We start from the raw sequence: 21,510 nt of genomic DNA, 5'->3' as shown, positions 1-21,510 counted from the left end.
CAACAAGTCAGTCGTGCAAGCCGAGTATGCGCGGGAGCTGCCCGAGACGGCCCAGACGCGGCGGGGCGGGAACCGGGTGTTCCCAGGGCAGCGCGTCGGGGTTGTACCAGGCGGCGTTGAGACCCGCATCCAGCGCCCCGAGGATGTCCGCCACGGGGTCGTCGCCGACATGGAGGATGGCCGGTGCCGGTACGCCGGCACGCCGGCGCGCCTGTTCGAAGATTCGCGGATGGGGTTTGGCGGCGCCCGCTTCGGCTGCGGGAACGGCGAAATCGAAATAACGGCCCAGAGGCGTGCGGAACACGTCGGCGTTGCCGTTGCTGATGGCGCCGAGGGTGAATCGGCCATGCAGGCGGGCGAGCACCGCATCGGCCTCCGGGAACGGGGTCACCTCGTTGCGGGCATGCCAGAAGACCGCGAAGCCTTCCTCCTCGAGGGTGTCCGGACAGACCTGGCAGCGTTGTGCAAGACCGCGCAGCCATCGCTTGCGCAGGCGGGTCAGGTCGTGGCGTTCTTCCTCGGGTGCGGCACGCATGAAGCCCGCGCGGTCGGCCACCAGCTCTTCGGGTCCGAAGCGGGCGCAGACTGCGGGCGCGCGTTCGCGCAGCCAGGCGTAGAAACGGTCTTCGGCATGACGGATGACCGGCATCACCGGCCAGAGGGTGTCGTCCAGATCGAACGTGATGCATTCGATCGAATGATCGGGTGCCGCGGCGGGTCGAGATTTCGATTTCATCGAACGTTATTGTCGGAGTTTTGCGTCGAGCGTCGCTTTTCCGAACCTCAAGCAGGTGTAGAATGAAGGGGAATTTCAATCGTGCAGCTTTCATTCTGCCCGAAAAGGAGAATCACAACATGAAGAAGCTCTTTCTGCGCAGTCTTCCCGTGGCCCTGCTGGGTGCGATGATGATGACCGGTACCGCTCAGGCCGTCGATCCCGAGGACGCGATCGAGTATCGCCAGGGCGTGTTCAAGGCCTTCAGCTGGAATTTCGGCCCGATGGCGGGCATGGCCCAGGGCGAGATCCCGTTCAACGAGGAGATGTTCCTGGAGCGTGCCGATCAGCTGGCGCGCCTGGCCGACATGCCGTGGCAGGGCTTTACCGAGGGCTCCGATCTCGGTGAAACCGATGCCATGATGGAGGTCTGGGAAGATCAGGAGACCTGGGAACAGAAGATCGCGGACTTCGAAGAAGAGGTTTCGCGCATGACGGCCCTGATCGATGAAGGGGCCGATGAAATGCAGCTGCGCCGTCAGGCCGGCGAGATCGGCCAGTCCTGCAAGGCCTGCCACGACAGCTTCCGCGCTGACTGATCGGCAGGCGGGGCCACCCGGCGGTATACGCCGCCGGGTCGGCCCGTGCCGAACGGAGACATACCGGGGCCGGTCGCTGCAGCGGCGGGCCTTTCTGGTTGCGGGCCGCGCACCGTGCCCGGGCCGGGCACGACTTCAGCGTAACCCGGGGGCCGTGGCGTCCTCCGCCGGGTCTACCCGGATCTCCAGCGATACGTCATCCCGGGCGCGGGTGGTGCGGCGGCGAACGGGCGGGTGAACGTCGCGGGCGTCGCTTTCCAGCCGCGAACGGATGCCGGCAAAATCGTGCCAGCTCCCGGGCTCCAGGGTGATCTCCGTTGCGACCCGTTCGTGCTCGGCGCCGCGCTGCAGGGGCGTCTGATGGAGATGGGTGATCGCCACGCGCACGCGGCCATCGGGTTGCATGCGGGGTTCCACGGCGAAGCCGCGCGCCGTGTCGCGATAGATGGGGTCGATGGCCACGCCGGCACGGCCGGCAAACAGGCGGTAACCGGCGGGCAGCGTCTCCCCGACCATCAGAACGGCGCGCCCTCCGTCGCGCAGCCGCAGGAACTGCTCGCGGTCCTCGTCTCGCCGGGTGGTAAAGCGCCGGATACGGCCGGCGGTTTCGTCGTCGTGGTCGCGGCGGCGGCGCACGCGCAGGATCAGATCGGGGGACGCCCGGTCGAGCTCCGCCACCATCTGGCGGATCTCCTCGATCTCGTGCGCCGGCGCGCGCACCAGAAGGCGGAAGCCATCCGGCTGCAGGGTGGCGCCGGGGAACAGTTCGCGCAGGTCGTGCACCACGGCTTTGGCCCGGCGATTCTGCAAGTCGATGACCGTGACACGGTCGGCCGCGTCGCGAGCCGTGGAACGGAGAGGCAGGGCGAGGAGGCAGGCGGCCGCGCTCGCCCGCAGGAACCGTCGGCGTCGGTCAGAGATGGACACGTCGCAGTTCGTCCGAATCCCGGCCGGCTTCCCAGCTCGCTTCGAATTCCTCGGCGCGGCGCCGGGTCCGGCCTCGATGATCGGTTTCACCCCGCAGGATGCGCTGGCTGCCCGAACGCGTGAACTGCATCCAGCCGGACTGATCGGCGATGACCGTCATCACCAGCGGTGCGTTTTCGTCGGGTTCCAGCACCCGCACGGAGACCGCGGTGGTCAGGCGCTTGAGCGTGCCGACCAGTTCGGGCAGACGGTCCTTCAGTGCCAGGTCGTCGTCCACCAGCAGGCGAATGTCGGTGGAGCGGTGGCGCTGGGCCATGCGCGCGAGGGTGCCGGGGAGGTCGTCGTCCGCGACTTCTTCCAGCAGCGGTACCGGAGCGTGGATCCACAGGACCCGCCCGGCGTTTTCGCTCATCTCCCGCAGCATTTCGCGGGCCTGCTCGCGCGGGTCTTCCGTGTTCATGCCTTCTCCTTTGTCATCCGGCCCGCCTCATCCGGCGCGGGCCATGGAATTCCGGATGCGCCGCAGCATGCGCCGGTGGGGGATGCCGGCATCCTCGAACGTGTCACTGATGATAAAGAAATCGTGACGGGCATAGAATCCCAGGCGAGTCGCCTGGGCGTTCAGCCAGACCTCCCGCCAGCCGTGGCGGATCGCTGCACTCAGGGCGCACTCGAGCAGATGCGATCCGATGCCGTGACCGCGCCAGGGCTGGCGCACGGCCATGCGTCCGATCTGGCCGCTCGGCAGCAGGCGCAGGGTGCCGATGGGTTCGCCTCCCGGCTCCTCCGCCAGCCAGTGCAGGGCCCCGGCGTCGAGGCCGTCGAATTCAAGGTCTTCGGGCACCTGCTGCTCCTCCACGAAGACTTCGCGGCGGATCAGGGACAGTGCCTTCCGGTCGGCAGGCCAGCTGGCCTCCCGAAAGTTGATGCGCTGGGACATAACCACCTCCTCCTCGTGGCCGGTTACCCAAAGGCCACGCCGGACAGACGAGTCTAGTTCAGACTCGCGGTTCCTGCCCGTGAGGCAGTCCGCGTTCCGGGCGTTCCATGACGGTCTGCATCAGGTCGACCCGAGCGGAACTGAAACCGATTTCGCAGTACGCCAGGTAGTAACGCCACATGCGCAGAAACGCCGGTGAATAACCGAGCGCCTCGATCGCCCCCCGGGTGCGCATGACCTCGCGGTACCAGTGCACCAGGGTGCGGGCGTAGTCGGCACCGAAGAACGCACGCTCGGTGACCTGCAGGCCGGCCGCGGCCGCCGCGTCGCCGAAGCGCGCCGGGGTCGGGAGCATGCCGCCGGGAAACACGTACAGCTGGATGAAGTCCGCGTTGTGGCGGTAATAGTCGAACGCGGCTTCCTCGATGGTAATGACCTGAACCGCGGCTCGCCCGCCGGGCCGCAGGCAGCGGTGCACCTGCTCGAACCAGGTGGACCACCAGCGTTCGCCGACGGCCTCGAACATCTCGATGGACACGACGTGGTCGAAGGTCTCGTTCAGTTCGCGGTAGTCCTGCAGACGCAGGTCGACCCGGTCCGCCAGACCCGCCTGCCGGATTCGCTCGCGGGCGTACTCCAGCTGCTCGTCGGACAGGGTGACGCCGGTCACCCGGTAGCCGCGCCGGGCCGCGAACTCCGCAAAGCCGCCCCAGCCACAGCCGATCTCGAGGATGTGGGCGCCGGGTTCCGGAGCCAGGCGCGTCAGCAGACGTTCGTATTTCTGCTCCTGGGCGCGCTCCAGGGATTCGTCGCCGCGACAGAACAGCGCGGCGGAGTAGCCCATGCCGCGATCCAGCCACAGGCGGTAGAAGTCGTTGCCGAGATCGTAATGGAAACGGATATTGGCGCGGCTGCCCCGGCGCGAGTTGCGCCGCAGCCAGTGGCGCAGGGCATCCACTCCGCGTTGCCAGGCGGGGCGCTGGTAGACGCGGCCGAGCCGGTGCTCGTTCTCCATCGCCAGACGCAGCAGGGCATGCAGATCGGGCGTGGTCCATTCGCCGTTGATGAACCCCTCGGCGAAGCCGATGTCGCCGTGGCGGGCCAGTCGCACAAGCGTGGCCCACGGCCGCCGCAGGTGCCAGACCGCCTCGCTGCCCGGGCCCTGCCCGGCGATCTCGCGGCGTTCGCCATGCGGACCGATCAGGGTCAGGTGACCGTGGTCCAGTCCATGGATACGCCGCGCCAGCAGGTCCAGGGCCCGGCCCGCCGCGGACCGGGACATGGCCGGAAGCCGTTCGCTGCGTTGCAGTTCCATCAGCTCATCTCCTTTTCGGGCGGGTCGGGGCGCGGGTGGTAGCGCCCGCCGCGCCACCAGATCTTCAGGGCCTGCCAGTGGATCAGGAACAGGACCTGGAGGGTCATCCAGGGCATGCGGGCCCACTGGCGCAGCAGGGCCGCGTCGGTCATCGGCCGGACATGGCCGTGCTGGGTGGCGACCAGCAGCAGCCGGTCGTCCTGGTACTCGCGGATCGCCACGCGCATCGAGCTGCCTTCGCGCAGTTCGGGCGCGGTCACGGCGAACGCGTAGCGTGCGTCCATATCGATGAACGGCGAGACGTGAAACACCTTATCCTTCTCCGCGCGCAGCATGCCCCCCGCGCTGTCTCCGGCCGGCAGCAGATAATGGTGATGCTGGCCGAAGGTGTTGCGGACTTCCAGCAAAACGGCCTGCAGATGCCCGTCGATTTGATGGCAGTACCAGATGCTCAGGGGGTTGAAGGCATGGCCGAGGACCCGGGGCGTGGCCTGCAGAAGAATCGCGCCGCCATCAGGTTCCAGTCCGCCCTCGCGCAGCCGGGCCTCGACCCACGGCCGCCAGGGCGTGCCGTCGCGGCGGCCGTGGTCACGGGTGTGCAGGCTGAACAGGTTGAAGCGATCCAGCGAGAACCAGCGGCGGTTGCGCGCCAGATCCTCGACGCGGTCGATGTCGAACAGCGCGCTCACCAGCCGGTAGCGAAAACGATAGTCCGGCCCGTGCAGGCGACGGTGCATGACATGGCCGGGAAGCAGGGCGGCATCCATCAGGTTTGTCCCGTCACGGTGCGGACGGAGGTTCCCGCGGGTTGCCCGGTGTCCGCCCGGGGAGCAGCCAGGGGTTCGGAACCCGCCGTCCAGGGCATTTCCAGTCCCAGTGCGCGCCCCACGCTCCGTGCCGAACGCAGGCCATCCTCGTGAAAGCCGTCGCCCATCCACGCCCCGGCGAAATACAGGCCGTCCTCGCCCTGGTGTTCGGCCAGTGCGGCACGCGCCCGTTCGGCCGGTGCGTCCATCACCGGGTGTTCCCACAGGAACTCGCCCAGGGTCAGCGAAGGATGCGGGTCGTGCAGGGGGTTGAGGCTCACGATGTAGTTCTCGCGACGCTGCAGCCGGTGCAGGGCGTTCATCCAGTAGGATACGGAGACGCCGCGTTCGCCGGTTGCGCGTGCGCGAGAGAGGTAGTTCCACGAAGACCAGACGCGCCGGGAGCGCGGCATCAGCCGGGTGTCGGTATGCAGCAGCGCGCGGTTTTCCTGAAACTGGCAGGCGGCCAGGCGGGCGCGGGTGGCCGCGGGGCCGCCGTCCAGCAGCCGGCGGGCATCGCCCGCGTGGCAGGCGAACACCACGCGGTCGAACTCCTCGGGTTCGCCGGATCCGTGCACCCGCCACTGCGAGGCGCGGGCCTCCACGGCGGATACCGCGCCGTGCGACACCGAGCCGGGGGCCAGACGCTGCGCCAGACGCCGGACGTAGCTGCGCGAACCGCCGACCACCGTGCGCCACTGCGGGCGATCGCGCAGATCCAGCAGACCATGATTGAGGAAGAAGCGCAGGAAGCTGGCCGCCGGGAATTCGCGGATGCGCGCCGGCGGACACGACCAGATGGCCGCGCCCATCGGCAGCAGATAGTCTTCGGTGAAGCCGCGCCCCAGGCGATGACGGGCCAGGAACTCGCCCAGCGTGCCCTCCAGCATCTCCTGCCGCGCATTGAGTTCGTGGCCCAGGCGGTTGAAGCGCAGGATATCGGCGACCATGCGCAGGAACCGCGGACGCAACAGATTGGTGCGCTGGGCGAACAGGGTGTTCAGGTCGTTGCCGGCATATTCCAGCCCGGCGGGTTGTTGTGAACAGGCAAAGCTCATGTCCGTGGGACGGGTCTCGACGGCCAGCTCCGCGAACATGCGGGTGAGCAGGGGATAGTTGCGTTGGTTATAGACCACGAACCCGGTGTCGATGGCGGTCGGCCCCTCGGGGTCGGCCACATCCACGGTGTGCGCATGGCCCCCGAGCTGCGGCGCCTGTTCGAACAGCCGTACGTCGTGGCGCTGCTGCAGGATCCAGGCCGAGGCGAGTCCGGCGATACCGCCACCAATGACGGCGATGCGCTGTCTTTGCATGTCCGGGCTCTCCAGCGGCCGGGGTCGATATCTATCTTATACAATACCTGTACAATGGCTGTAAATGATGCCGAAGGAGACGAGCATGGCGGAGACCAACCCCGACTGGCCCGAACCGGTGCGCCGCGCACTCGACGAATACCCGATCGTACTGGTGACCTCCGGTCTCAGCGACACCCGCGAAGCGGAAGCCCTGCTGGACCAGCAGCGGCCCGGCGAGTGGACCCGCCTGGAATGGGGCATGGGGTCGGCCGGGAACCGCGCGGCGTTCCACCAGTTGCAGCAGGCCACCGGCATGCGCATGCTGCCCCTGGTGGTCACGCGGGAAGGCGCCCTGGGCGGGGTGCCCGAACTGCGCGCCTGGCTGGGCGAAGCCACGCCGGACACGCCGCGGACCGACGCGCGGGACCCGGTCCTGACCGTCCTGGGCGCCGGCGGCTTGATCCCGTTCGTGTTCTTCGGCGCAGGGGCATGGATCGCCCATCCGGAATGGCAGGCTTTCGCACTCAACGCGCTGGCGCTATATGGTGCGGTCATTCTGGCGTTTCTGGGGGCGGTTCACTGGGGCATCCACCTGGCGGACCGTTCCCATCGCGTGGGGCCGCTTTCGGGCCCTGCCTGGGCAGTCATCCCGCCCGTGCTGGCCTGGCTGGCGGTCCTGCAACCGTTGCCCGAGGCGATCATGACCCTGGCGGTCCTGTTCCTGGGCGTGTTGTGGGTGGACCGGCTGAGCCTGCGTGACCGGCGACTGCCGCCGGGCTATCTGACCCTGCGCATGGTGCTGACCACCGGCGCGATCCTCTCCCTGGCCGCGGGCCTGGGGGCGGTCACGGTCGGTTGATCCGATCCGCTCTGATCCAAGGAGAACATGATGGATGCCGCTTCGCACAGCGACTCGCACAGCGACGAGGAACCCGATAACCGCACGCCGGCCAGCGAACTGGCCGGGCACTACCGCGAGATCCTGGCCGGGCTCGGCGAGGACCCGGAACGCGAGGGCCTGAAGGACACCCCGCTGCGTGCCGCGAAGGCAATGCAGTACCTGACCCGCGGCTACGAACAGGACCTGGACACCATCGTGAACGGGGCACTGTTCACCTCCGACAACGACGAGATGGTCCTGCTGCGCGACATCGAGCTGTATTCGCTGTGCGAGCACCACGTGCTGCCGATCATCGGCAAGGTGCACGTGGCCTACCTGCCGGACGGCAAGGTGATCGGCCTGTCCAAGATCGCACGCATCGTCGACATGTTCGCCGCCCGCCTGCAGATCCAGGAAAACCTGACGCGTCAGATCGCCGAGGCCCTGCAGCAGGTGACCCAGGCCAAGGGGGTGGGCGTGGTGGTGGATGCCCGGCACATGTGCATGACCATGCGCGGCGTGGAAAAGCAGCACTCCTCCATGGCCACCTCGGTCATGCTCGGCGCCTTCCGCGAGGACTCGCGCACCCGGCGCGAATTCCTCAACCTCATCGGCCGAGGCGGGCGCGACTGAGCGTCGGCCCGGAATCGGTCAGCGCCGGTCGCCGGTGGCCTCGGCCGCCATCTGTTCGTAGCTGGTGTGGCGCACGTTCTTGCCCTTGACGAAGTAGACGACGTATTCGCAGATGTTGCGGGCGCGGTCGCCGATGCGTTCCAGGGAGCGGGTGGCCCAGACGATGTCCATCAGGCGGGGGACCGCGTCGGGGGCGGCGGTCATCTGTTTCATCAGTTTGTGGGTGACGGATTCGTACAGGCTGTCGATCTGGATGTCCTGCTGGGCGACCCGCACCGCCTGCTCGGTGTCCATGCGGGCGAAGGCGTCCAGCGCGCCACGGGTCATGTGGCGCACGTGTTCCCCCATTTCCGCGAGATCGCTCATCGGGGCGGTCTGGCGGTCGGCTTCGAGCAGATGCAGGCCCATGCGGCCGATGCGCTCGGCCTCGTCGCCCATGCGCTCGAGGTCGGTGATGGTCTTGATTACGGCGATCACCAGGCGCAGGTCGGAGGCAGTGGGCTGGCGTCGGGCGAGGATGTGCGTGCACTGCTCGTCGATTTCCACCTCCATCGCGTTGATGCGGTAGTCGGTGGTAATCACGGTCTCGGCCTGTTCGGTGTCACCCTCGACCATGGCGTTCACGGCATCGGCCAGCTGCTGTTCCACCAGTCCGCCCATTTCCATCACGCGCTTGATGATGTCTTCCAGCTCCTCGTTGAACTGCTGGGAGATGTGCTGCTTGAAGAAACTCTTGTCCATGGCGTGGGGCTCCTCAGCCGAAGCGGCCGGTGATGTAGTCCTCGGTCTGCTTATTCGCGGGCGAGGTGAACAGGGTGTCGGTGTCGGCGTATTCGATCAGTTCGCCCATGTACATGAAGGCGGTGTAGTCCGATACGCGCGCGGCCTGCTGCATGTTGTGGGTGACGATGACCAGCGTGTAGTCCTTCTTCAGCTCGATCATGAGCTCTTCGATCTTCAGCGTGGCCAGCGGGTCCAGCGCCGAGCAGGGCTCGTCCAGCAGCAGTACCTCGGGATCGATGGCGATGGCGCGGGCGATCACCAGGCGCTGCTGCTGGCCGCCGGACAGGCCGAAGGCGTTCTCGTGCAGGCGGTCCTTGACCTCGTCCCACAGGGCCGCGCGGCGCAGCGACTTTTCCACCACGTCGTCGAGCCGGCGCCGGTTCTTCACGCCCTGCAGGCGCAGGCCGTAGGCCACGTTCTCGTAGATCGACTTGGGGAAGGGGTTGGGTTTCTGGAACACCATGCCCACGCGGCGGCGCAGCTCGGGCACGTCGACATCGGCGCCGTAGATGTCCTCGCCGTCGAGGCGGATGGTGCCCTCGATGCGGGCGGCGTCGATCAGGTCGTTCATGCGATTGAAGCAGCGCAGGAAGGTGGATTTGCCACAGCCGGACGGGCCGATAAAGGCGGTGATCCGGTTCTTCGGGATGCGGATGTCGATCCCCTTGAGCGCCTGGTCGTCGCCGTAGTACAGCTTCAGGTCTTCTGCGGTCAGGCAGATGTCTTCGCGATCGATGTTCAGGTCGCGCGGGGCCTGCTCCTGGGGCAGGTTGACGGCGTGGGTCCGGGTGTCACTCATTTCGGGTACTCCGTGGCGAATGGGGTTCGACGCCGATCGCGTCTCAGTCGCTTTCCGCGCGGTATTTCTCGCGCAGATGGTTGCGGATGGAGATGGCGGTCAGGTTCAGGACGATGATCAGCAGCACCAGGACCAGCGCGGTCGCGTAGACCAGCGGCCGGCCGGCCTCGACGTTCGGACTTTTGAAGCCCACGTCGTAGATGTGGTAGCCGAGGTGCATGAAGGCACGGTCCAGGTGCAGATAGGGGAAGGTGCCGTCCACCGGCAGGTTGGGCGCGAGCTTCACCACGCCCACCAGCATCAGCGGTGCGACCTCGCCGGCGGCCCGCGCCACGGCAAGGATCAGGCCGGTCATCATGGCCGGCGCGGACAGCGGCACGATCAGCCGCCACAGGGTCTCGGCCTTGGTGGCGCCCAGCGACAGGGAACCGTGGCGTACGCTGCTGCCGATCCGCGTCAGGCCCTCCTCGGTAGAGACGATCACCACCGGCAGGGTCAGCAGGGCGAGCGTCAGCGATGCCCAGATGATCGCCGGCGAGCCGAAGGTGGGCGAGGGCAGGGCATCCTGGAAGAAGATCTGGTCGATGTTGCCGCCGATCAGGTACACGAAGAAGCCCAGGCCGAACACCCCGAACACGATCGACGGTACCCCCGCCAGGTTGTTCACCGAGATGCGGATGATGCGCACCAGCGGGCCCTGTTTCGCGTATTCGCGCAGGTAGATCGCGGCGAGCACGCCGAACGGGGTCACCACGATCGACATCAGGATCACCATCAGCACGGTGCCGAAGATCGCCGGGAGAATGCCGCCCTCGGTATTCGCTTCACGAGGGTAGCCGGTCATGAAGTCCCAGAAGCTGCCGACGTAGTGGCTCAGCTTCGCGGCCGTGCTCATGTCGTTCGGCCACCAGGCATTCACGATCTGCGACAGCGCGATGGTGGTGCGCTGGCCATCGGCAGTCTCCAGCACGATGGCGTAACGGGCGACTTCTTCGCGCAGGGCGTTGCGTTCGGATTCCAGCTCGGCGTATTCGGCGTCCAGGGCTGCCTGTTCCTCGTCGAGTTCCTGGTGGCGCTGCGCGCGCTGTTCCTCCGTCAGCGAGGTGTCCCGTTCGAGGCCGCGACGGTCGAGCCGCACCCGTTCCATCTGATGATTGACCTGACCGATCTCGACCCGCTCGATGCGTTCGAGCTGCTGCACCAGATCGCGGGTCTCCCGGATGCGTTGTTCGAAGGCGGAGCGCGCCGCTTCGCCTTCGGCCACGGTCTCGCCGTCCTCGCGGTATTCCCGGATGAAGCCGAAGAAGTCACCCCATTGCAGGCGTTCCAGCACCACGGCGTCGCGCGGGGTGCGGCGTTCGGACATCGCGTCTTCGAGATACCAGCGGAAGTCGCGTGAATCCAGGTCGCGGTTGCCGCGCTTGATCAGGTGGCGCACGACGATTTCCTGACCCTCCGGCACCTGAAAGCCGGCTTCCCGCGCGGCCTGGGCGGTCATGGTTTCCGAGCGTGCGAGTTCGCCCATCACCCCCCGGGGCTCGCTGTCATCCGCGGGCTGGTATTCGAACTCGATGACCTCGGACGGCCAGAAGAACGACAGGCCATTCACCGCGATCATGGTGATCAGCCCGAAGACCATCACCAGTGAGGCGGCGATTGCCCCGGCATTCAGCCAGATCCACGGAGTGCCGGACTGGAACCAGTGTTTCATCGTTGTTCCTTACAGGGTGCTGTATTTGTTCCGCAGGCGCTGGCGCACGATCTCGGCGATGGTGTTCACCGTGAAGGTGAGGGCGAACAGGACCAGCGCGGCCAGGAACAGGATGCGGTAATGGGTGCCGCCCACCGCGGTCTCGGGCATCTCCACCGCGATGTTCGCGGAGAGCGTGCGCATGCCCTCGAAGATGTTGAAGTTGACCACCGGGGAGTTGCCGGTCGCCATCAGCACGATCATGGTCTCGCCGACGGCGCGGCCGAAGCCGATCATCACCGCCGAGAAGATCCCCGGGCTGGCGGTCAGCAGCACCACGCGCACCACCGTCTGCCAGGGGGTGGCGCCCAGGGCGAGCGAGCCCTGGGTGAGGTGCTTGGGCACGTTGAAGACCGCATCCTCGGAGATCGAGTAGATGGTCGGGATTACCGCGAAACCCATCGCGATGCCGATCACCAGGGCGTTACGCTGGTCGTAGGTGTAGCCGGCGTCGGTCAGCCACTGGCGGGCATCCCCGTTGAACATCCAGATTTCCAGATGCGGGCTGATGAACACCGCGAACCAGCCCACCAGCAGGATCACCGGGATCAGAATCGCGGCTTCCCAGCCTGCGGGGATCGCACGGCGTACGCCCTCCGGCAGGACCCGCGTCCAGACGAAGGCCATCACCAGCATGGCCAGCGGGAGCAGGATCAGGATGCTGGCTACCGCGGGCAGGTTGGCCTCGATGAACGGGGCCAGCCACAGGCCCGCCAGAAAGCCCAGGATGACGGTTGGCAGGGCCTCCATCAGTTCGATACTGGGCTTGGTCAGGCTGCGCATGCGGCTCGACATGAAATATGCGCTGTAGATCGCCCCCATGATGGCCAGCGGGGTGGCGAACAGCATGGCGTAGAAGGCGGCCTTGACCGTGCCGAGGGTCAGCGGCACCAGCGAGAACTTGGGCTCGAATTCGTCGGTGGCGGACGACGACTGCCACACGTAGTCGCCGCCGGAACGGCCCTCGTACCAGACCTTTTGCCACAGCACGTGGAAGGAGACTTCCGGGTGCGGGTTGGACAGGTCGTTCACGAACCAGGTCTCGGCATCGTCGATCGCAATCAGCATCCGATTGCGCGGGTCGATGTACGCGCGGTAAAGGGGACGGTCGCTGATCGTTTGCTGGAGCAGGGTGCGCTGCGAGGTCGGGTAATGGACCGCCAGGGCGCCCGAGGCATCGGTGGTGGCGAACCCCTTGCGGATGTATTCCGGCTGGGTGTTGGTGACCGCATCGGCATGTTGCGGGAAGTCGCGGACGCGGGTGATGCGGTTGACGTTGTCCTCGTCGCGCACCAGCATGTACTGGGCGACCGAGCCATCCGAGCCCCCGACCACGACGGAGACCGTCCCCAGGATGTATTCCAGCGAGGTCACCTCGGCATCGTCCCCGCGCACCACGCGCTTGCTGTCGATGAGCCGGGCGTTGCGCGGGGTGCTGATGTCAAAGAAATGCAGCCGGCCCCGGTCGTCACCTACCATCAGGTTGCGCCCGGTGATGTCGACCAGGATGCGGGTCGGCGTCGCGCCCTCGGGCAGGGAGGGCAGGTCGTGGGCTGAACGGGTGACCTCGGTCTCGCCGGTCATCATCGAGGTGCGTTCCTCGAAGTTGACCAGCCGCAGGTCGCCGTCCTCGGTGGCTGCGGCCACCCGCACGCCGCTGGAGCCTCGCTGGATGCCGACCACGTCGATGGCCCGGCCCTCGGAGTCCACGTCCAGCAGCGCCGAATCCTCGTCCCCCAGGGGGTACACCAGGCCCGGATCGTATTCGCGACCCTGCGGCGTAAAGCGTTCGTTGTATTCGTATTCGATGGCCAGCACCTGGCCGTTGTCCAGGCCGGCCGCGACCAGGCGCGTGCGCGGTTCGGCCATGCTGAAACTGGTGACCCGTACGTCATCCGGGATCGGCAGCGGCTGTTCGCTTACCACCTCGCCGCTGTACGGGCGGAAGAAGACCGCCCGACGGTCTTCGGTCAGACGCACGGCCATTTCGCGATGCCGATTGACCGCCAGGTGGATGGTCCCCGTGTCGGCCCCGCCGGGCGCATCGTAGGCCGCGCGTTCCTCCAGCGAGGCGCCCTGGAACATCGGGAGGGTTTCGCTCAGGAGGTAGACGAACATCAGGGTCAGGGCGCCGATCACGGCCAGACCGAAGAATCCGATCAGGTAGCGGGCCGAGGTGTCCTTGGCGCGGCGCCAGCGCTGGAAGCGGTCGAGAGTGGTGTTCGCGATGGTGCCGGGCATTCGGTTCCCCTGAAATATCGACGGGCGCGTGACGGTCGTTGGCAGGGATCCTAAGGGCGGGTTGTGACATTCCGATGACACTGCGGTGACAGGCAATTGAACGCGCAGCGGCTCGTGCTCAGGGGCATAATCGAAAAAAAGGCCCGGACATTGTCCGGGCCCTGATGCCTCCCCATTGCGGGAGGTGCACCGGTTATTCGAGGCCGAGGGCCTCGCGCTGGCGCTTGGCGACCGTCTCGGGCAGCGGGACGAAGCCGTCACGCACGACCACCTCCTGGCCTTCCTGCGACAGCACCATCTTCAGGAACTCCGCCTGGCGCGGGGCGAGGCCGTCTTCCGGGTGGTTGTTGACCGCGACGTAGAGGAAGCGCGACAGCGGGTAGTCGCCGGAAGCGGCGTTCTCGGCAGTCGGCTCGTACAGGGCATCCTCGCTCTCGCCGAGGGCGATGGCGCGGACACCGGAGGTGTTGTACCCGATACCGGAGTAGCCGATGCCGTTGAGGGACTCGGCGACACCCTGGACGACCGAGGCGGAACCCGGCTGTTCGTTCATGGCATTCTTGAAGTCACCGTCGCACAGGGTGTGCTGGCGGAAGTACCCGTAGGTGCCGGAGACCGCGTTACGCCCGTAGATGGTGATGTCGCGGTTGGCCCAGGAGCCTTCCAGGCCGAGCTGGCCCCAGCGGTTGATGTCCTCGGCACCGCCGCAGCGGCGGGTGGACGAGAACACCGCGTCCACCTGTTCTATCGACATCCCCTCGATCGGATTGTCGCGGTTCACGAACACGGCGATGGAGTCGATGGCCACCGGCACCAGGGTCATCTCGTAGCCTTGGCGCTCCTCGAACGCGGCCTGCTCGCTGTCGCGCGGCTGGCGGGACATCGGGCCGAAGTCGGCGGTGCCCTCGGTCAGGGCGGGCGGGGCGGTGGAGGTGCCGGCACCCTGGATCTGGATGTTCACGTTGGGGTAGAAGTCCTGGAACTCCTCGGCCCACAGCGCCATCAGGTTGTTCAGGGTGTCCGAGCCTTCGCTGGACAGATTGCCGGAGATGCCGCTGACGGTCTGGTAGGCCGGCAGGTCCGGGTCAACATCGGCCATCGCCGGTGTGACGGCAAAGGCGGCGGCCGCGGCGGCGGCCAGAACGTTACGCTTGAACAGCATGGGTCACTCCCTCGTGCTTGCTTGACGGTGCGTCGGACCGGTGGGTCCTTGATGCCGAATTATCGGGAGCCATGCTTGCAGTTTGGTGACGGCGACGTGACAGAAGCATGACAGGGCGCTGTAACGGGATTGTCATCGACGCTTCATACAGTGCATCCATGAAAGCTGATCGTCCCCTTCGCGTCTGGCCCCTGGCCGCCCGTGTCCTGGTGCGTCCGGGACCGGTGCTGCGCTCGCTCGCCGCTCACGGTCCGCTGCCTTCGTGGCAGGCCGTGTTCCTGCGTTTCTCGCTGCCCCTGGTGCTGACCAGCGTCATCCTCAGTCAATGGCTTTACGGGCTGATGCCACCCGCGCTGCCCCCGGAGTCCGTTCCGGATCCGGTGGGCTTCGGCGTCTACAGCGTGCTGGCCATGACGGTGGGGGTCGCGGGGCTGACCCTGTCGGCTCACTATCTGGTGGAGCTGTTCCAGGGGCCGGCGGGTCCCGAGCGGGCCGCCATGGCCGTGACCCTGGGGCTGGTCCCGGCATGGCTGGGCAACGTGGTCGCGGCGTTCCCCTGGCCCTGGGGCAACGGCCTCGCGCTGGCCCTGATCCTGTACAGCCTTGCGCTGCTGTATGTGGCTCTGCGTGAACTGCTGGGACTGAAACGCGGCAACCGGATCGGCCTGTGGGCGGCCACGCTGTTCTCCGGTGCGTTCATCACGCTGGTCTTTGGCTGGGCGTTGATGGACCTGATCCCCGGGGCTGCCCCGGAGCTGCGTCTCGGCACGACCTGGTTGATCTGAGTTCAGTTTTCGCAGCGCCGCACCGCCGGCGGCGGGAAATGGCAACTGAATCGGCTGCCGACGCCGAGTTCGCTGTCGATCTGCAGCTGTCCCTGGTGGCGCAGCAGCACATGCTTGACGATGGCCAGACCCAGGCCGGTGCCGCCGCGATCCTGGCTGCGGGCGTCATCCACGCGGTAGAAGCGCTCGGTCAGCCTCTCCAGATGGTGGCTGGCGATGCCGGGACCGTTGTCGTCCACGGCGAGGGTGGCGCCGCCGTCGTCGGTTGCGGACCAGCTCAGGGTGACCCGGGTGCCTGCCGGAGTGTACTTGATCGCATTGAACAGCAGGTTGGCAAAGGCCGATCGCAACTCGGTCTCGGTGCCGAGGATCTCCAGATCGGGCGCGGCATCCAGTGCCAGGTGGTGGCCGCGGTCGCCGGACAGCAGTTCGGCCTCGTCAATCAGGCTGCGCAGCATCTTGGTCGGGTTGAACCAGGTCTGCTCGCCCTGTTCCGATCCGGTCTCCAGGCGCGAGAGCATCAGCAGGTCGTCCACCAGCAGTTTCATGCGCTCGGACTGTTCGCGCAGCAGGCGTACCGAATCCATCAGTTCCGGCTGGTCGACCAGTTCGTCCTCGAGGGTTTCGGCCACGCCGTAGAGTACGGTCAGCGGGGTGCGCAGTTCATGGGACACGTTGGCGATGAAATCCCGGCGCATCACTTCCAGACGGTGCAGGTGCGTGGTGTCGCGCGCCAGCAGCAGGTACTGGTGCTCGCCGTAGGGCACCAGACGGATCTCCAGCCGCCGGTTCGCATCCAGCGGCGACGGCATGTTGAGGCTCTCCTGCGGCGGTGTGGCGGGGTCCATGAAACGCAGGAAATCCGGATGGCGCACCAGGTGGGTAATGCGGCGACCCTCGTCGGCCGGCCATTCCAGGTCCAGCAGGCGCGCGGCGGTGGGGTTCGCCCATTCGATCCGGTGCTCGGGGTTGAGTACCACCACCGCGTCGGGAAGGGCGCTGGCCGAGTCGCGGTAGCGTTCCAGCGTGCGCCGCAGACCGGCCACCCGGCGCAGTCGCCGCTGGCGGCGCTGGTGCAGGTTGGTGAAGATCTCGCCCCATATGCCGCGGGCATCCGGGGGCTCGCTGCGGCCGCCGCGACGGGCCCAGTTTTCCAGGCGGTAGAGCTGCAGGAGGTTCCAGCCCAGCGCGGCGGTCAGCAGGCCCGTCGCGGTGATCCACGGGTAGCCGAGGGCCCATCCGGTGCCGAGAATGATCAGGCCGGCGAGCAGGTTGCGGGCAATAACCCGTGGCCAGGGATTGAAGGGGGGCTGCAAGGGGCGGATCCGGTCAGGGCTGGTCGGAGAAACGGTAACCGGAGCCCCGCACCGTCTGCACCAGGTCGTCGTGTCCGGTTTCGGCCAGGGCCTTGCGCAGGCGACGGATGTGGACATCCACGGTGCGTTCCTCCACGTAGACGTTGGTGCCCCAGACCTTGTCCAGCAGCTGCTCGCGGGTGAACACCCGGTCGGGGTGGGTCATGAAGAAATGCAGCAGGTTGTATTCGGTGGGGCCAAGGCTGACCGGTTGCCCGTTGCCGCTGACCCGGTGCGAGACCGGATCGAGCGCCAGACCGCGGACCTCCACCGGCTCCTCCGAGCTGGTGGGCGTGGTGCGCCGGAGCACGGCCTTGATCCGCGCCACCAGCTCGCGCGGCGAAAACGGTTTGACGATGTAGTCATCGGCGCCGACGTCCAGCCCGCGGACGCGGTCTTCCTCCTCGCCGCGCGCGGTCAGCATGATCACCGGAATGTCCTTGGTGACGGGGCTGGCCTTGAGTTCCCGGGCCCAGTCGAGCCCGCTGATGTCCGGCAGCATCCAGTCCAGCAGGACCAGATCGGGCGGGTCCTGGAGCAGGTCGGTGCGCGCGCTGCGGACGTCGCCTGCCTCGCGCAGATCGTAGCCGGCCCGGTTGAGGGGCAGGCGGAGCATCTCGCGAATGGCGAGGTCATCCTCCACAAGCAGGATCGAAACAGCCATGTCGGCCTCCGGTTGCGTGATGACCGCATTGCATAACAGGCGTGTTACAGACGTGTGAACACGGCATCATGCGACGGGAATCCTGCTCGCCGTCATTGGCGCCCGTCCTCGCCGTGAGTGGCGGTGATGCGCGCGCGCATGCGGCGCAGGGCATACCACACCCCGCCGACCACCACCGGGACGGTGGCACCGATGGCGATGTTGACCGGGATCGGGAGCGTGCCGGCTTCGTCCATCCCGCGCAGGAAATAGGCCAGCAGGCTGGTCAGATAATAGGAGATCACCACCACCGACAGTCCTTCGACGGTCTCCTGCAGGCGCAGCTGCAGATGGGCGCGCCGGTTCATGGAGCGCAGCAGGTCGCGGTTCTGGTTTTCCACGGCGACGTCCACCCGGGTGCGCAGCATGGAGGTGGTCCGGTGAATCCGGGTCGCGAGGTTGTTGAGCCGTTCGTCCTGCGAGCGGCAGGTGCGCATGGCCGGGTCCAGACGGCGGCCGAGGTATTCGCACAGGGTCTGCAGACCCGGGATACGCACGGGGCGCAGTTCCTCGGCGCGCTTGTCCACCATGGAGGCATAGGCGCGTGCGGCGTGGAAGCGGGTCGCCGTGTGGCTGCCCATGCGCTCGACATCGGCGGCCAGATCGGACAGCGCGGCCAGCAGCCGCTGTTCGCGGTCGGTGCCGCCGAAGCGATCGGAGATGCCGGCCATCTCGTCGTTGATGTCGTTGAGGCGGCCCTCCAGTTCGTTGAGCTCGGGCATCAGCTCGCGGGCCAGCGGCAGGGCGAGCAGGGCCATGAGGCGATAGGTCTCCAGCTCGAGTACGCGCTGCACCAGGCGCCCGGCCTGACGGGGTGACAGATCCACGTCGCGGACCAGGAAACGCTCGAAGCCGTCCTCGCGTACCCGGAAATCGGTGAACACCCGGCCATCGCCTCCGGAGACCCCGTTGCCGGCGAACGAATAGGGCGCGAACAGCTCCCCCAGATCCCGCATGCTGCGCACCGGGGCCTCGCGCGGTTCCAGCTCCAGGTGGATGGCGGCAATGGTCTCCCCCGGCAGGCCGGTCAGCCAGTCGATGGGCACCCGATGAATGGCGGGATGGGTAAACGGTTCCTGCCGGGGTTCGTTCACAACGAAGAACGCCCAGGTGGAGAATTCGTTGTGGCGTTCCCAGCGCAGGCGGAACTCGCCCAGGTCCACGGCCACGAAGTTCTCGCCGTTCAGCGGGGGCTCGATTCCGTACCGCCGGCACAGGTCGGCCACACATTCGCGTTCCCGGTCGATGGCTTCGCGCGGGCTCAGCAGGGTCAGCCAGGAGACTCGTCCCGGCGGATCCAGGGGCTCGTAGAAACGGGTATGGACCTCTTCCTGGATGGACTCGCGCAGGGGGTGGTTGCCGGGCAGCAGCGGGTTGGTTTGCATGTCAGTAGCCGGGTGATGGTTCGGAGTCGGGATCGGGTCGGGGGGGACGTTCAGCTACCGCGTCCCCGTCGGCGCGGCCGCAGACTGTGCCACAGGACCACCGCCATATCGCGCGCGCCCAGGCGGGGGCGGGCGAAGGCATCGTTCTCCTGGCGCAGGCGCCAGAGCACGCGCGCGCCGCCATTGACGATGGCACGGATCTCGAGACCGAGCCGCCCGCGCAGGGTTCCGCCCAGCGGGGCGCCGGCACGCAGCAGGCGGTCGGCGCGGGCGTACTGGAACTGCATCAGGTTCTGCAGGGGCAGGGTGTTGAGCCGCTCGCGCAGCATCACCTCGGTCACCCCGTAACGGGCCATCTCGTCCTGCGGGAGATAGATGCGATCGTTCTCGCGGATGTCCTGGTGCAGGTCCTGGTAGAAGTTGATCAGCTGGAGCGCGGTGCAGATGGCATCCGACTGGCCCAGCATGGCGTCGTCGGGATCGCCCTGCAGGTGCAGGATCAGGCGGCCAACGGGATTGGCCGAACGTCGGCAGTATTCCATCACCTCGCCGATGTCCGCATAGCGGGTCTTTTCCAGGTCCTGGATGAACGCGTCCGCGAGGTCGACGAAGGGTTCAACGGGCAGGTCGAAGCGCTTCTTCGCATCCGCGAGCGCGATCCATTCGGGGGCGGTCTCCGCGGCCGGGTCGTCCAGCGCGCGGACGTGCTCCTGCATCGCCTGCAGCTCGGTCCGGCGGGCCTCGACCGGGCGCGAATCCTCGTCGGCGAGGTCGTCGGCGTCGCGCGCATAGCAGTAGATCGCGGCCACCGGGTCGCGCAGCTTGCGTGGCAGCAGGCGCGAGGCGACGGGGAAGTTCTCGTAGTGCGACCGGGCACGCTGGCGGCAATGCCGATAGGCAGCGGCGATGTCGGGGCGGGCCATGTCAGCTCCAGTCGGGGATCTTGGTGCACCCATTATGCCGGTTTTGTCCCTGTGGGAGGCCGGCCCTCCGGCCGATCGGACGGGCGGCGGGCGATCGCCGAGGGGCTCGGCTCCTGCAAGGGGGCTGTTGCTCAGCCGGCAGCGCGGGTGAACGTCTCGCGCCAGCCCCAGAAGTCGTCGGGCTGGTGCAGGACACCGTCGGCGCCCCAGCCATCGGGATCCTGACCGGCATCGATATAGCCCCAGGCGGCGATGAGAGTGCTCATGCCGGCGGCACGGCCGGCGGCGATGTCGCGCTCGGCATCGCCCCAGTAGCAGTGGCGCGCGGGCTCGAGCCCGGTCTGGCGGGCGGCCAGCCACATGGGATCGGGGTCCGGCTTGCGCCGATTGAGGCTGTCGCCGGAGACGATCGCGCTCATGCGCGGGGCGAGGCCCAGGGCCTCCAGCAGCGGTTCGGTCAGCCACGCGGGCTTGTTGGTGACCACGCCCCAGTGCCAGCCGCGCGCCTCGATCTCGTTCAGCAGGACATCCATGCCGGGGAACAGCCCGGTCGCGATGCACAGGTCGCGCGCATAGATCTCCAGATAGCGCTTCTTCAGGGCCTCGGTCCGGTCTTCCGGCGCGTCGGGGAAGGCCAGGGTGACCAGGGCATGCGAGCCGTGTGATACATGGTTGCGCACGGCATCGAAGGGCAGGGGCGCGCGGTCGTTCTCGGCCAGCAGCCGGTTGAGCGCGGCGTGCATGTCGGGTGCGGTGTCGAGGAGGGTCCCGTCCAGATCGAACAGGACCGCGCCCGGTTCGTGGCTCATGCGCGTGCGGCCATCAGGTAGTTGACGTCGGTGTTCGGGGTCAGGCGGTAGCGTCCGGACAGCGGCGACCACGTGAGCCCGGTCAGGTGGGCCACCTCCACGTGATGCCGGCGCAGTTGCGCGGCCAGTTCCGACGGACGAATGAAACGGCCGTACTCGTGGGTGCCGGCCGGCAGCAGGCGCATCAGGTATTCGGCGCCCACGATGGCCTCGGCAAACGCGCGCGGCGTGCGGTTGATGGTGGAGAGGAAGATCCAGCCGCCGGGCCGGACCAGCCGGCACAGGGCGTCGATCACGTTCTCCGGGTCCGGCACATGTTCCAGCATTTCCATGCAGGTCACCACGTCGTATTCGCCCGGGTGTTTTTCCGCGTGCTCCTCGGCCGTTACGTGCAGGTAGCGCACGGAAACACCGCTGTCGTGGGCGTGCTCGCGAGCGACTTCCAGGTGTTCGGCACCGGCGTCCAGCCCGGTGACCTCGGCCCCGCGCACGGCCATTGCCTCGGACAGGATCCCGGCGCCGCAGCCGACATCCAGCACCTTCTTGCCGGCCAGGTCGGCGTGTCCGTCGATCCATTCCAGGCGCAGCGGGTTGATCGCGTGCAGGGTGGCGAAGGCCCCGTTGGGGTCCCACCATTCGTGCGCGCGATCCGTGAATTTGTGGATCTCGGCCGGATCGACGTTGGAGTGCGTCTGGGTCATGGGC

Annotated in this window: 22 protein-coding genes; 4 read left to right on the top strand and 18 right to left on the bottom strand. The window is 67.3% G+C overall.

What is annotated here, in order from left to right:
* Positions 1–7 precede the first annotated feature (7 nt).
* Positions 8–736 (bottom strand): HAD family hydrolase, encoded by a 729-nt coding sequence (locus F620_RS0107400; RefSeq protein ID WP_019570047.1) that lies wholly within the window; start codon positions 734–736, stop codon positions 8–10.
* Positions 737–798: 62 nt separating this feature from the next.
* Between F620_RS0107400 and F620_RS0107395 the strand changes: the two genes are divergently transcribed.
* Positions 799–1,314 carry a cytochrome c gene (locus tag F620_RS0107395; protein ID WP_019022146.1) on the top strand — a complete coding sequence of 172 codons (516 nt, stop codon included), beginning with the start codon at positions 799–801 and terminating at the stop codon, positions 1,312–1,314.
* A gap of 135 nt (positions 1,315–1,449) precedes the next feature.
* Here the strand turns inward: F620_RS0107395 and F620_RS0107390 are convergent, their stop codons facing one another.
* Genes F620_RS0107390 through F620_RS0107365 form a run of 6 tightly spaced genes read right to left on the bottom strand, consistent with a single transcriptional unit; the run spans position 1,450 to position 6,615 of the window.
* A complete protein-coding gene (locus F620_RS0107390; protein ID WP_019570046.1) occupies positions 1,450–2,241 on the bottom strand; it encodes a secretin N-terminal domain-containing protein in 792 nt (263 codons plus the stop codon).
* Positions 2,228–2,701: a hypothetical protein gene (locus F620_RS0107385; RefSeq protein WP_019570045.1), complete on the bottom strand. Its 474-nt coding sequence runs from the start codon at positions 2,699–2,701 to the stop codon at positions 2,228–2,230. The genes F620_RS0107390 and F620_RS0107385 overlap by 14 nt, the downstream gene beginning before the upstream one ends.
* A gap of 27 nt (positions 2,702–2,728) precedes the next feature.
* Positions 2,729–3,181, bottom strand: coding sequence for a GNAT family N-acetyltransferase (locus F620_RS0107380; protein WP_018945899.1), 453 nt, complete (start codon positions 3,179–3,181; stop codon positions 2,729–2,731).
* Between the two features lie 58 nt (positions 3,182–3,239).
* Positions 3,240–4,496, bottom strand: coding sequence for a cyclopropane-fatty-acyl-phospholipid synthase family protein (locus F620_RS0107375; protein WP_019570044.1), 1,257 nt, complete (start codon positions 4,494–4,496; stop codon positions 3,240–3,242).
* Entirely contained in the window at positions 4,496–5,263 is a 768-nt protein-coding gene (locus tag F620_RS0107370; RefSeq protein ID WP_019570043.1) for a DUF1365 domain-containing protein, read from the bottom strand. Before F620_RS0107370 ends, F620_RS0107375 begins: the two co-directional genes overlap by 1 nt.
* A complete protein-coding gene (locus F620_RS0107365; RefSeq protein ID WP_019570042.1) occupies positions 5,263–6,615 on the bottom strand; it encodes an NAD(P)/FAD-dependent oxidoreductase in 1,353 nt (450 codons plus the stop codon). The genes F620_RS0107370 and F620_RS0107365 overlap by 1 nt, the downstream gene beginning before the upstream one ends.
* Positions 6,616–6,700: 85 nt before the next feature.
* Here F620_RS0107365 and F620_RS0107360 point away from each other — a divergent pair, with 85 nt between their 5' ends.
* Together F620_RS0107360 and folE are read left to right on the top strand one after the other, a co-directional pair.
* Positions 6,701–7,456 (top strand): DUF3429 domain-containing protein, encoded by a 756-nt coding sequence (locus F620_RS0107360; protein ID WP_019570041.1) that lies wholly within the window; start codon positions 6,701–6,703, stop codon positions 7,454–7,456.
* A gap of 30 nt (positions 7,457–7,486) precedes the next feature.
* Entirely contained in the window at positions 7,487–8,110 is a 624-nt protein-coding gene (gene folE, locus F620_RS0107355) for a GTP cyclohydrolase I FolE (protein WP_018869560.1), read from the top strand.
* A gap of 18 nt (positions 8,111–8,128) precedes the next feature.
* Here folE and phoU read toward each other — a convergent pair whose 3' ends face one another.
* The 5 genes from phoU to F620_RS0107330 all read right to left on the bottom strand — a co-directional run bounded on the left by phoU (position 8,129) and on the right by F620_RS0107330 (position 14,845).
* On the bottom strand, positions 8,129–8,851 hold the full coding sequence (phoU, locus tag F620_RS0107350) for a phosphate signaling complex protein PhoU (protein ID WP_019022135.1): 723 nt from the start codon (positions 8,849–8,851) through the stop codon (positions 8,129–8,131).
* Between the two features lie 13 nt (positions 8,852–8,864).
* The gene (gene pstB / locus F620_RS0107345; RefSeq protein WP_018869558.1) at positions 8,865–9,692 is read right to left on the bottom strand and encodes a phosphate ABC transporter ATP-binding protein PstB; all 828 of its coding nucleotides are present in this window, start codon (positions 9,690–9,692) and stop codon (positions 8,865–8,867) included.
* Between the two features lie 43 nt (positions 9,693–9,735).
* Entirely contained in the window at positions 9,736–11,403 is a 1,668-nt protein-coding gene (pstA, locus tag F620_RS0107340) for a phosphate ABC transporter permease PstA (RefSeq protein WP_019570040.1), read from the bottom strand.
* 9 nt (positions 11,404–11,412) lie between these two features.
* Positions 11,413–13,683 (bottom strand): ABC transporter permease subunit, encoded by a 2,271-nt coding sequence (locus tag F620_RS0107335; protein ID WP_018869556.1) that lies wholly within the window; start codon positions 13,681–13,683, stop codon positions 11,413–11,415.
* Positions 13,684–13,876: 193 nt separating this feature from the next.
* Positions 13,877–14,845, bottom strand: coding sequence for a PstS family phosphate ABC transporter substrate-binding protein (locus tag F620_RS0107330; protein WP_019570039.1), 969 nt, complete (start codon positions 14,843–14,845; stop codon positions 13,877–13,879).
* Positions 14,846–15,003: 158 nt separating this feature from the next.
* Between F620_RS0107330 and F620_RS0107325 the strand changes: the two genes are divergently transcribed.
* Complete coding sequence (locus tag F620_RS0107325) at positions 15,004–15,630, top strand: YIP1 family protein (RefSeq protein ID WP_018869554.1); 627 nt, start codon at positions 15,004–15,006, stop codon at positions 15,628–15,630.
* A 2-nt stretch (positions 15,631–15,632) separates the two neighbouring features.
* On the opposite strand, the gene phoR is transcribed toward F620_RS0107325, so the two are convergent.
* The 6 genes from phoR to ubiG form a co-directional block, all read right to left on the bottom strand.
* Positions 15,633–16,946 (bottom strand): phosphate regulon sensor histidine kinase PhoR, encoded by a 1,314-nt coding sequence (gene phoR / locus F620_RS0107320; protein WP_019570038.1) that lies wholly within the window; start codon positions 16,944–16,946, stop codon positions 15,633–15,635.
* A 13-nt stretch (positions 16,947–16,959) separates the two neighbouring features.
* On the bottom strand, positions 16,960–17,649 hold the full coding sequence (phoB, locus tag F620_RS0107315; protein WP_018869552.1) for a phosphate regulon transcriptional regulator PhoB: 690 nt from the start codon (positions 17,647–17,649) through the stop codon (positions 16,960–16,962).
* Positions 17,650–17,741: 92 nt separating this feature from the next.
* Positions 17,742–19,073, bottom strand: coding sequence for a DUF3422 family protein (locus tag F620_RS0107310; RefSeq protein ID WP_019570037.1), 1,332 nt, complete (start codon positions 19,071–19,073; stop codon positions 17,742–17,744).
* Positions 19,074–19,123: 50 nt separating this feature from the next.
* Positions 19,124–19,996 (bottom strand): squalene synthase HpnC, encoded by an 873-nt coding sequence (gene hpnC, locus F620_RS0107305; RefSeq protein ID WP_019570036.1) that lies wholly within the window; start codon positions 19,994–19,996, stop codon positions 19,124–19,126.
* Between the two features lie 131 nt (positions 19,997–20,127).
* Positions 20,128–20,805 carry a phosphoglycolate phosphatase gene (gene gph / locus F620_RS0107300; protein ID WP_019570035.1) on the bottom strand — a complete coding sequence of 226 codons (678 nt, stop codon included), beginning with the start codon at positions 20,803–20,805 and terminating at the stop codon, positions 20,128–20,130.
* Positions 20,802–21,506, bottom strand: a complete 705-nt coding sequence (gene ubiG, locus F620_RS0107295; protein WP_019570034.1) for a bifunctional 2-polyprenyl-6-hydroxyphenol methylase/3-demethylubiquinol 3-O-methyltransferase UbiG — start codon at positions 21,504–21,506, stop codon at positions 20,802–20,804. Before ubiG ends, gph begins: the two co-directional genes overlap by 4 nt.
* Positions 21,507–21,510: the final 4 nt, after the last annotated feature.

Origin of the sequence: Thioalkalivibrio sp. ALE11 (genome assembly GCF_000381205.1) — a bacterium.
GTDB lineage: Bacteria > Pseudomonadota > Gammaproteobacteria > Ectothiorhodospirales > Ectothiorhodospiraceae > Thioalkalivibrio.
Note: the sequence above shows the minus strand (reverse complement) of the source record. Positions and strands in the feature narration are given on the sequence as shown.